9 protein-coding genes are annotated in these 8958 nt (G+C 54.5%); 1 reads left to right on the top strand and 8 read right to left on the bottom strand.

Features of this window, described 5'->3' with window-relative positions; genetic code table 11:
- Window positions 1-377 precede the first annotated feature (377 nt).
- From FE784_RS40015 to aroC, 4 genes are all read right to left on the bottom strand, one after another.
- The gene (locus FE784_RS40015; RefSeq protein ID WP_139607887.1) at window positions 378-1262 is read right to left on the bottom strand and encodes a hypothetical protein; all 885 of its coding nucleotides are present in this window, start codon (window positions 1260-1262) and stop codon (window positions 378-380) included.
- A 30-nt stretch (window positions 1263-1292) separates the two neighbouring features.
- Complete coding sequence (locus FE784_RS40020; RefSeq protein ID WP_139607888.1) at window positions 1293-2252, bottom strand: helix-turn-helix transcriptional regulator; 960 nt, start codon at window positions 2250-2252, stop codon at window positions 1293-1295.
- A gap of 166 nt (window positions 2253-2418) precedes the next feature.
- A complete protein-coding gene (locus FE784_RS40025; protein ID WP_139607889.1) occupies window positions 2419-2793 on the bottom strand; it encodes a (2Fe-2S) ferredoxin domain-containing protein in 375 nt (124 codons plus the stop codon).
- Between the two features lie 492 nt (window positions 2794-3285).
- Window positions 3286-4341: a chorismate synthase gene (aroC, locus tag FE784_RS40030; protein ID WP_139607890.1), complete on the bottom strand. Its 1056-nt coding sequence runs from the start codon at window positions 4339-4341 to the stop codon at window positions 3286-3288.
- Between the two features lie 372 nt (window positions 4342-4713).
- Here aroC and FE784_RS40035 point away from each other — a divergent pair, with 372 nt between their 5' ends.
- A complete protein-coding gene (locus FE784_RS40035) occupies window positions 4714-5112 on the top strand; it encodes a hypothetical protein (protein ID WP_139607891.1) in 399 nt (132 codons plus the stop codon).
- Window positions 5113-5181: 69 nt separating this feature from the next.
- Here the strand turns inward: FE784_RS40035 and FE784_RS40040 are convergent, their stop codons facing one another.
- Genes FE784_RS40040 through FE784_RS40055 form a run of 4 tightly spaced genes read right to left on the bottom strand, consistent with a single transcriptional unit; the run spans window position 5182 to window position 8530 of the window.
- A complete protein-coding gene (locus FE784_RS40040) occupies window positions 5182-5889 on the bottom strand; it encodes a nucleotidyltransferase domain-containing protein (RefSeq protein WP_281287218.1) in 708 nt (235 codons plus the stop codon).
- A 27-nt stretch (window positions 5890-5916) separates the two neighbouring features.
- The gene (locus tag FE784_RS40045; protein WP_139607893.1) at window positions 5917-6831 is read right to left on the bottom strand and encodes a sensor histidine kinase; all 915 of its coding nucleotides are present in this window, start codon (window positions 6829-6831) and stop codon (window positions 5917-5919) included.
- A gap of 21 nt (window positions 6832-6852) precedes the next feature.
- Complete coding sequence (locus FE784_RS40050) at window positions 6853-7614, bottom strand: ABC transporter permease (RefSeq protein ID WP_139607894.1); 762 nt, start codon at window positions 7612-7614, stop codon at window positions 6853-6855.
- Window positions 7607-8530: an ABC transporter ATP-binding protein gene (locus tag FE784_RS40055; RefSeq protein WP_139607895.1), complete on the bottom strand. Its 924-nt coding sequence runs from the start codon at window positions 8528-8530 to the stop codon at window positions 7607-7609. The genes FE784_RS40050 and FE784_RS40055 overlap by 8 nt, the downstream gene beginning before the upstream one ends.
- Between the last annotated feature and the right edge of the window lie 428 nt (window positions 8531-8958).

An 8958-nucleotide genomic window follows, 5' to 3' on the forward strand; every position in this document is an offset into this window, starting at 1 on the left:
CTTGTCTCCGGCGCTTCCTCTCTTTGCAGACTTTTTCAACAACCTCAAATTTTAACGTTCATTCCATTCCAGAAGGGATTGCTTGCAGCTTCAGACAGGTTGTTTAGAGTTTCTTGGATTTAAGGGGGCTCCCCCAAAATGCTAGCTTCACTTCTGGGGGGCATATATAGGCCTACGGCAAGGTTGAAACTTGGAAGCCAAAGCTCGCTCACAAGGCAATTCCCTTCTTCCATTGCATTGGGATTCTCTTGGTGCTCAAATTGAAGAAATACCGTCAAGAGGACAGGGCCTGAAGCGGAAACGGGGAACTTGAAAAGGGTCTATCGTCATATGACCGACAGACCCTCTTCGTTCGTTGAACGTCAACGCCGCAACAATTAAATTACGCCGTAAGACTTTAACGTCTTAAGCCTTTCAACGGTAAGCAAGCCGCGCCACTCCTGCTCTCCGGCCGGACTGACCGGCGGCCAGCTGATCGGCCAGCCTCCGTCGTCCTGCTGCTGGGCGACCAGTGCTTGCAGATGGGCCTGCACCTCCTCGTCGGCTATAAAGGGACGCGCATAGCTTGCGCTTGCCGGTGCCCAATCGAGCACTTTATGGACGTACCCTGTGGCGTCAGGGTTCCGCTCGATCGTTTCGGGCGCGCGGAGCCATTCGTCGACTTTGGGCCAATAAACCTTCGCCCTTTCGCGATCGGGTGTATGCTGCAGGAACGAAATCCAGTGAATGCCATCGTGGTACCCGGACGGCCGCTCCGACTCCATACAGCTCCAAATGTACCGGACATTCCGCAAAAACCAATCCTCCCGCACGATATCCGCACGAGTCTGCTGCTTGTAGAGCAAGCCGATCAAAGTCCCCGTAGGATTCATCGATGGCCGATCGTCTTGCTCCGTCGTCCACCATGGCGCATGCGGGTACTCGTTGACGCTGCGCGTAGCGGTCGGGACTCCGCCTTCCGGCAATGTCGCTTTCCGTAAATAGACGGCGATCCCTTCCAGAAGTCGTTCGTCGAACCGGCCTATCTCCTCCATGATCGCAAGCGCCATCTCGGTCGGCACGGGCTGGCTGTGCGGGCAGCGGATATCCGGCTCCAGCGCGTTGCCGAATCCGCCGTCGGGATTTTGGTAGGCTCGAAGCGCCCCGATGACCGCCTCCGCGGACCCCTCTTCAAAGTGATACTCGTACCGCTTCCTGTCCAGCAATCGGGCGTTGCCGTAAATGAACCGCTTTGCCCGTTCCATGATTCCGGCTGTATCCATAGCGTTATCTCCTTTTCGACATAATCGTAATCAGCTCTCGCTGCGGTATCGTCCCGCTACTTGACTGGCCAACCGATACACTTCGTCCCTGAGCGGCTCCGGCGAGAGAACTTCGGCGTCCGGTCCGAGCATATAGAAGAAACGGATAGCCCAATCCCGCTCCGATCCGGGGCACATAAAGTCGAGCTCCCATTGATCGTCCCCCGACTGCTTGACCCGTTCGCCAATATGGACATCCTGCTCCGCCAACAGCGCGCCCCGATAAGTCAGCTTGGCGACGATTCGGATTGGCGGGCTCTGATCGCCAACGTGCTGTTTATCCGCATGCTTTTGTTGGGCAGCCTGCCTCCCGCTTAGTTCTCCTTCTTCCTCGGCAAGCACCTCGATTTCCTCAAAGCGATCCACGCGAAACGTTCTCGCTTCCTCATGAACAACGGAATACGCTTCGCAATACCAGAAGCCGTGCGCGCTGTATAACCGCTGCGGCAGAAGCTTCAACCATCGGTGATGGCGTTCGGAACGGTACAGAACATGCAGCCATTTCGATTCTGCGGTATACGCAAGCAAAGCGGATAGATGCGGCGCCTTTACGGTGCGGTAGGGGATTTCGACCTCCATATGCTCCAGCACGGGCTCGATTTGCGTCAAAGTCTGCTTGGGCAAAATGGCCTTCAGCTTGTCCGTCACCGTCCATCTCGCCTGATTGAACGGGGTGTCCGCCAGCTTCGTCATAGCCCGGAGAGCGAATAGGACGGTCAAAGCTTCTTGGGAATCCAGCTGCAAGGGGGGCAGCTGAAACCCTTCCATCAGCCGGAAGCCGCCCTTGGGCCCTGCCATGGCATACAACGGGACGCCCATCTCGGACAGCGACTGCATATCCCGGAGAACGGTTCTTCTGGATACTTCGAATTTGTCCGCGAGCGATTGCGCCGTTTCCGGCCTTTGCTGCAGCGCGATCAGAATCGCCATCAGCCTGTCCGTCCTCTTCAAAGCCTCGTCCCCCGTTAATAGGAATGCGCAGAATGAGCATACACGCCGGAGGCCGACTGTTTTCCGTCAACCTCCTAAAGCATAACAACAAATTGGTGACAACAAGCGTGTCACCAATCGCGGCAAAATAAAAATATTTTTACACGAAGGCGAATAGACGCGCGCCTTACTCCGGTTTCTTCGCCTTCGGGAGCTTGCAGGAATGGAACTTGCCCTCCGCATACCGGTATTGGGCTTTCGCCGCCAAGATGTTTCCTTGGATCAGATGCTCCTTCACCAGCCGCTTCGCCGCTTCGCGGGTCATATTCTGGTACCAGACGCCCTCCGGGTACACGACAACAGTCGGAGACTGGGAGCATCGCAGCATGCAGCCCGTCTCGGTAATGCGCACGTGCTCGTCGAGTCCTTCTTTTTTGACCGATTTGCGCATCGCTTCGAGCACTTCGCCGGAATCATGCTCGGAGCAGCTGGAGCCTTGGCATATCAAAATATGGTGCCGCAAGCTTTCCATTCGTTCCTCGGATTTGCTCTTCTTTCCCATCGTACACAGCACTCCTAACCGTCCAAAGATAACGCGTCGGGAGACAATGCCGGACTAGCTCGATGCCATGGAGGTCCCACAGCTCCTGCGACGGCTTCTTCTCATCGGTTAGTCCAACCTCCGTTATCGCTGATTCTTATCCGCATTATACCATTTTTTGTATGGGGGCTGGGAACGAAATAAGCTTTAGGGCGATGGTTCCTCCTCCAAACGGAACAACTAGTTCCGCTATGATCCTAAATACCGGTGTAAATACGGCTTAGAGGAACGATTTTTTCCGCTATAAGGTCGACGGAGGCGATCAACGAAGGTTTTTCGTCAAATAGCGGAACTGATTGTTCCGTTTGTGCCTGCCATAACCGCCCACTCACCGAATAGCGGAACTCATACTTCCTCTACGTTATAGCGAATGTTCAACGACAAAAAGGGCAGCCGTCTTTCCCGGCCACCCCTCGCGGATCATACTATTAAGGAGACCACTCCACTCGGGCACTACCCGTGCAAGGCCGCATGACGCTTATAATGATCTTCCAGCACCAGGCAAGCCATCGCCTCCACGACCGGAACGATTCTCGGGCAAATACACGGATCATGTCTGCCTTGGGTCACGATAACGCGTTCCTCGCCGTCGATACCGATCGTGTTCTGAGGGACGGAGATCGAGGAAGTCGGCTTGACCGCCACCCGGAACACGATATCCTGCCCCGTGCTGATGCCTCCGACAATCCCGCCGGAATGGTTGCTGGCAAAACCGGACGCGCTCATAGGATCGTTGTGCTCGCTGCCCCGCATGGCCGATGCCGAGAATCCGGCGCCGAACTCGATCCCTTTGACCGCCCCGATGGACAGCATCGCTTTGGCCAGCTCCGCATCCAGCTTGTCGAAGACGGGCTCGCCGAGACCGGGAATGGCACCGCGAATCGTACATTCCACAATGCCCCCGCAGCTATCGCCGACGGAAGCCAACTGCTTGATCTTCTCGATCATCGCAACGGCCGCCTCGGGATCGCATGCCCGTACTTCATTCCGTTCAATTTCGGTCTCGACAAAACGCCCGCAGCGGATCCCGCCGATTTCCGTCGTGTAGCCTACGACTTGGACGCCCCTCCGTTCCAGCAGCTTGCGCGCGATCGCGCCGGCCGCTACCCGACCCGCCGTTTCCCGGCCGGAGGCTCTTCCGCTGCCCCGATAGTCCCGGATGCCGTATTTCTTCAAGTACGTAAAATCCGCATGTCCCGGACGGAACGAACGTTTTATATCGTCATACGCTTCAGGCCGCATGTCTTTATTGTATAAAATAACGCACATCGGCGTTCCCGTCGTTTTCCCCTCGAATACGCCCGACAAAATGCGTACGATGTCATATTCTTTTCTGGGCGAAGTTACGGACGACTGCCCCGGTTTGCGCCGATCCATCTGAACCTGGATATCCTTCTCTTCGATGTCCACCCCGGGAGTAACGCCGTCCAAAATGACCCCGACCGCCTCGCCATGCGACTCCCCGAACGTAGTCATCCTCAGAATCTCTCCAAACGTACTTCCAGCCATTCCAATCTCCCCTATCCGCTTGACGAAATCTCTCTTTCCATCATTGTAATCCTTCGCCTCCCATAAATGAAATCCGGATATTGTATGGTTTACATAGATTTATTCTATATCACTCTTCTTCCCGGCCATCCCAAACAACATAGTCCGCAATCATAGCTGTTCCGATTCCCAAGAAGCATAATAAAACTTTCCACAAGATCAAGAAGGTAACCGACATCGTCCCTTCGGAAAATTTTCGTTTAAAGGGCTAAATATTTATGGGATTATTTAACTTATTTAACTTATAATAAGCTCATTGGTTTAAGTGAATAAAATAAGAGCATCCACATACCTTCTTATGCGGAATACTCTTATTGAGGAGGGTTTGCGCTAATGAATAAAGCTGTTAAATCGTTGCTTTTAGCCATTATCATCATCGTTATTGTAAATATACTAACTCGAATCAGTGATGCGATGTCGGCTAATCCATCTTTGTATACGAATGGCTACACTCTGAGCTATACGACGCTTATTATCCTAAGCGGCGCCGTCATCGAATCGTTCAGCATTACCCGTTGGGAAATAAGCATTAACAAATTCCTGCTAGGCTTTACGGTGCCGCTCATAGTACTTAACTACATGCCTACTCTATCTTTGCACGATATGCTTTATACTCCGGTACTTACCTATATTTTCCAACCCATGGAATACGGCGCGGGGAGGGTTATTGTCGGTGTCGTAACCGGTATGTTCATTATTCGTTCCGTATTCATCGATTCGGACCAGCGTTAACACGGACTGACATAATGATTACACGACGACGCGTGGTTGCCCATACTAAAATCTACCGCCTTCTGTCGGCTAGACAACCGGTTTGGTCGAATATCCCTCAAACAGTCTCCCTCCGTAACGGTCCAATACTTCATCGGCAAACCGGATGACGGGGGAAGCATCGTGCGGCGCGCCGTAAAACAATCGGAATGTCTCGGCGAACCTTTGCGAGAAACCGGGGTCGTACTCCTCCAAAGCGCGAGGGATGCGCTTCCCTCTCGAAGCCCAGTGCCCGTTCGTTCGCAGCACCAGCTCGTGCAAGGCATTCGCCAATTCATGACCCGCGAATATCGCATCCATCGGCGGCAGACTGCCCTGCAAGTCCAGCAGGTGGTTCGTAATCGTGAATCGTGCGCGCCGAACGTCTTGCTCGTTCCAGGCCGGAGGACCGGCGTCGAGAAGCTGCCGGGCTTCAAGCCGGATGCCGTCCGCGGTTCCATCGTCGATCAGCACGATGCCCGTGGCAACCATGTGGGGCAAGGAAGGACGACCGCGCGAGCAGTCTCTTTGGAAAAACACTTTGTACGTGTCCCTGTTGTGCAGCAGCACTTCGATCATCCAGCCGTCTTCGCAATGGGCTTCCGCATAGGCGGCGGGAACGTCCCCGGAAATGATCATAATATCCAAATCGGAAAACGGCGTTTCCTCTCCGCGAACGGTACTTCCAGTCAAAATCGCAATGCCGCAATCGGGAAAATGATTCGAGACAAACCGCTTGGCCGCTTCCACTGCCGGCATTTTCAAATAAAGCCCTCCCCGGATCGTTTAGAATGGTTGAACGGCTTGGAGCTTCCACGTGCATCTCATCGTCAACCGCACGCCTACTAGCTCCGCTTCGAGGGAACCGCCCATCTTCTCCATCAAGCTCTTCGCGATGGAAAGGCCAAGTCCCGATCCTGAAGCGGATCGGGTCCGGTCGGCTGTATAGAACCGGTCGAACAGCAAGCTGACATCGGCAGCGGTCAGTTGCTTCGCGTCGTTAACAATCGTCAGCACCGCAGACGTCCGTTGCCGGTCGAAGCGGATCACCACCTGCCCGACCGCATGCTTGACCGTGTTGACGAGCAAATTCTCGACTACCCGTCTCACGGCCGACTCGTCGGCAAATACGGCAATTTCTTCTTCCGGCAAATGAATGGTCGGCACAAGTCCGCGTTCGTTGAAGCGGTCATAGAAGCCGACCAAAATGTCGGATAGCAGCCCGGTCATTTTAAGACGCTCCGTCTTGAGCCGATAGTCGGACGATTCGATTACCGACAGCTCGAAGAAATCGTTCAGCAGCGCCTGCAGCCTCTTCGTCCGGTTTTTGACGATCGCGACGTATTCCGCTCTCTCCTCCGGAGCGAGCCGATCCGATTCCAGCAGTTGGATATAACCGAAAATGGAGGTCAGAGGGGTGCGGATATCGTGGGAAATGTTGGCGACCGCCTGCCTCAGCTCGTTCTCCGTTCGCCTTCTGCGAGCCTCCGCCTCGACTACGAGATCGGATTGGCGATTGATTTGCGCCGCCAGCGCCTCGACTTGGCGGTCGAACATGGCCAGGTCGATTTTCTTGCCGGTCGCCCGGTCGTTGTAGCGCCGCAGCTGCTCCGTCATTCGCCCCAGCTCGCGCTTTACGAGCAGCAGTCTGGCCAGCAGGAGAGCCGCAGCCGCGACCGCCGCGATCGCGAGGATCAGCATCGTCTCCCCCGCCTCCCAGCGTTATTTGATTTCTTTTCTGCGATAGACGAGATAGCCGAGCAAGCCGGATAAGGCAATCGTCAACAGCGGAACGAGCCAAATGGCCGTCATGTCGCCGCTTTCGAGACGCCATTTCCCGATGCCGCCCAACAGCTTGAAGATCGAATAATCGTACAAGGTCTTAAAGAAAGGGATATACGAGCCAATTACGTTCAGAATCCAATCGATCATCATGAAGAAAATGATCGAGAAGCCGATCGATTTGCCGCTTTCGGTCAGCATCGTGGCAAACAGCGCCGCGACTGCCGAGAAACTTGCCGCATACAGCAAAGTCAGTCCCGCTACCCGCACGATATAGTAGGCGGAGGCCTCCTCCGGCAGCTGGCCGAAACCGGATAGCAGCGAGGCGGTCAGCATGAGGATGACCGGAAATACTAGAGAAAGCAGCATCCCTCCGACCGAGAACCCGGTCAGCTTGGCGAGGAACAGTCTGCCCCGACTGCTGCCCGACGACGCGATCGTCTTCATTACTCCCGTCGAATACTCGTTGGCGATGAAGAAGCCCGCCAATATCGACACCCCGAACTTGATAATGAAGCCATTGCCCGTGAGCGCTTCGGATAAATATTCGATCGCGGGGGTCTGCGAATCACCGTCGGACAGATTGTCGAAGTAGAACATGAACGGAAACGCGACCGCGGAAGCGGCAAGGATCAGCAGCAGCGTCCGGAATACTCGGTCCTTTCGCAGCTTGAACAGCTCGGCCTTGATCAAATTATTCATGGTCGGCCCCTCCGATCCGCTTCGCGAAGTAGCTCTCCAGGTCTTCGCCCATCGGCATGAACTGTTCGATTTCGAGCCCTTCCGCCGCGAGCACCGACGATATTTTGCCGGGACGGTCCATATGCTTGAACAGCCGGATCGCACCGTCCGGCATAACCTCGAAATCGGAGGTGCCCAGCTCGTTCTGGATGACGGCGGCGGCTTTGTCCGGATTGTCTACTTTTATATGGACGTATTGCTGGCACTTGGCCTTCAATTCCTCCGCCGTCACCTGCTCCAGCAGCCGGCCATGATGAATGATGCCGTAATGGCTTGCCAGCAAATACAGCTCGCTCAAAATATGGCTGGAAATCAAAATCGTAATGCCGCGCTCCTGATTGAGCCGCTTGAGCAGCTCGCGCATTTCGACGACGCCCATCGGATCGAGCCCGTTGGTCGGCTCGTCCAAAATAAGAAATTCCGGATCGCCCAGCAGCGCGATCGCGAGCCCCAGCCTCTGCTTCATGCCGAGCGAGAAGTTTTTCGCCTTCTTCCTGCCCGTCCCCTGCAGTCCGACCAGCTCCAGCGTCTTGGCCACGCAGTCTTTGCCGGGAATGCCGCGGAGGATCCGGTTCGCCTCCAGATTTTCGCGGGCGGTCATATTGGGGAACAGCGCCGGGCTCTCGATAATCGAGCCGATCCGCTTGCGGGCCCGGACAAGCTCCCGCTCCTCCGCCGCACCGAACAGCTCGATCGTCCCCTCGGTGGGAAAAGCGAGCCCGGCGGCGACGCGGATCAGCGTCGATTTGCCAGCTCCGTTTTGTCCGATAAAGCCGTATATGGAGCCTTTGCGGATCGACATATTCACTTTGTCCAACGCGTAGCTGGCTTTAAATTTCTTGGTCAGCCCGTTCGTTTGCAGTACATATTCGCTCATATTCGTCTTAGCCTCCCTTATGCGATAGCTCCAGTATAGAAACAAAAGCATAAGAGAAGCTAAAGACAATCCTTAAGAAAGTATTAAGCGGGAGCAACTATACGACCGCCTTCGGACAAGTGAAAACAGAACTATTCTGAAATATATGGGCTGACATCAGCCACTCTTCATCATCTGTTGGCGCCGCCTCGGCGGTATGGGAGAGCTAACTGTATAACATGCAGCAATTGGGGCCAAAACGGCCGGAGTTTGCCTGCTAGCTGGAAAACCTCCAGCTATTTTCGCTCATTCTCGGCCTTTTATCGGCTTGAGGACGATTTAGCTGCATATTTTCCAGTTATATCGGTCAAATTTGAACTTTTTTCTGGATTACCTGTATTTTTTCATGTTGTTGAAAAAGTCAAAAAGAGAGATTTGTCATACAAAAA

The sequence above is a fragment of the Paenibacillus hemerocallicola genome (genome assembly GCF_006265175.1).
GTDB lineage: Bacteria > Bacillota > Bacilli > Paenibacillales > NBRC-103111 > Paenibacillus_AB > Paenibacillus_AB hemerocallicola.

What these genes read in the sequence shown, in the direction of transcription:
- FE784_RS40050 (WP_139607894.1), bottom strand. Translation starts at nt 7,614, where the DNA reads ATGAATAATTTGATCAAGGCCGAGCTGTTCAAGCTGCGAAAGGACCGA.
- FE784_RS40040 (WP_281287218.1), bottom strand. Translation starts at nt 5,889, where the DNA reads ATGCCGGCAGTGGAAGCGGCCAAGCGGTTTGTCTCGAATCATTTTCCC.
- FE784_RS40025 (WP_139607889.1), bottom strand. Translation starts at nt 2,793, where the DNA reads ATGGGAAAGAAGAGCAAATCCGAGGAACGAATGGAAAGCTTGCGGCAC.
- FE784_RS40035 (WP_139607891.1), top strand. Translation starts at nt 4,714, where the DNA reads ATGAATAAAGCTGTTAAATCGTTGCTTTTAGCCATTATCATCATCGTT.
- FE784_RS40045 (WP_139607893.1), bottom strand. Translation starts at nt 6,831, where the DNA reads ATGCTGATCCTCGCGATCGCGGCGGTCGCGGCTGCGGCTCTCCTGCTG.
- FE784_RS40055 (WP_139607895.1), bottom strand. Translation starts at nt 8,530, where the DNA reads ATGAGCGAATATGTACTGCAAACGAACGGGCTGACCAAGAAATTTAAA.
- aroC (WP_139607890.1), bottom strand. Translation starts at nt 4,341, where the DNA reads ATGGCTGGAAGTACGTTTGGAGAGATTCTGAGGATGACTACGTTCGGG.
- FE784_RS40015 (WP_139607887.1), bottom strand. Translation starts at nt 1,262, where the DNA reads ATGGATACAGCCGGAATCATGGAACGGGCAAAGCGGTTCATTTACGGC.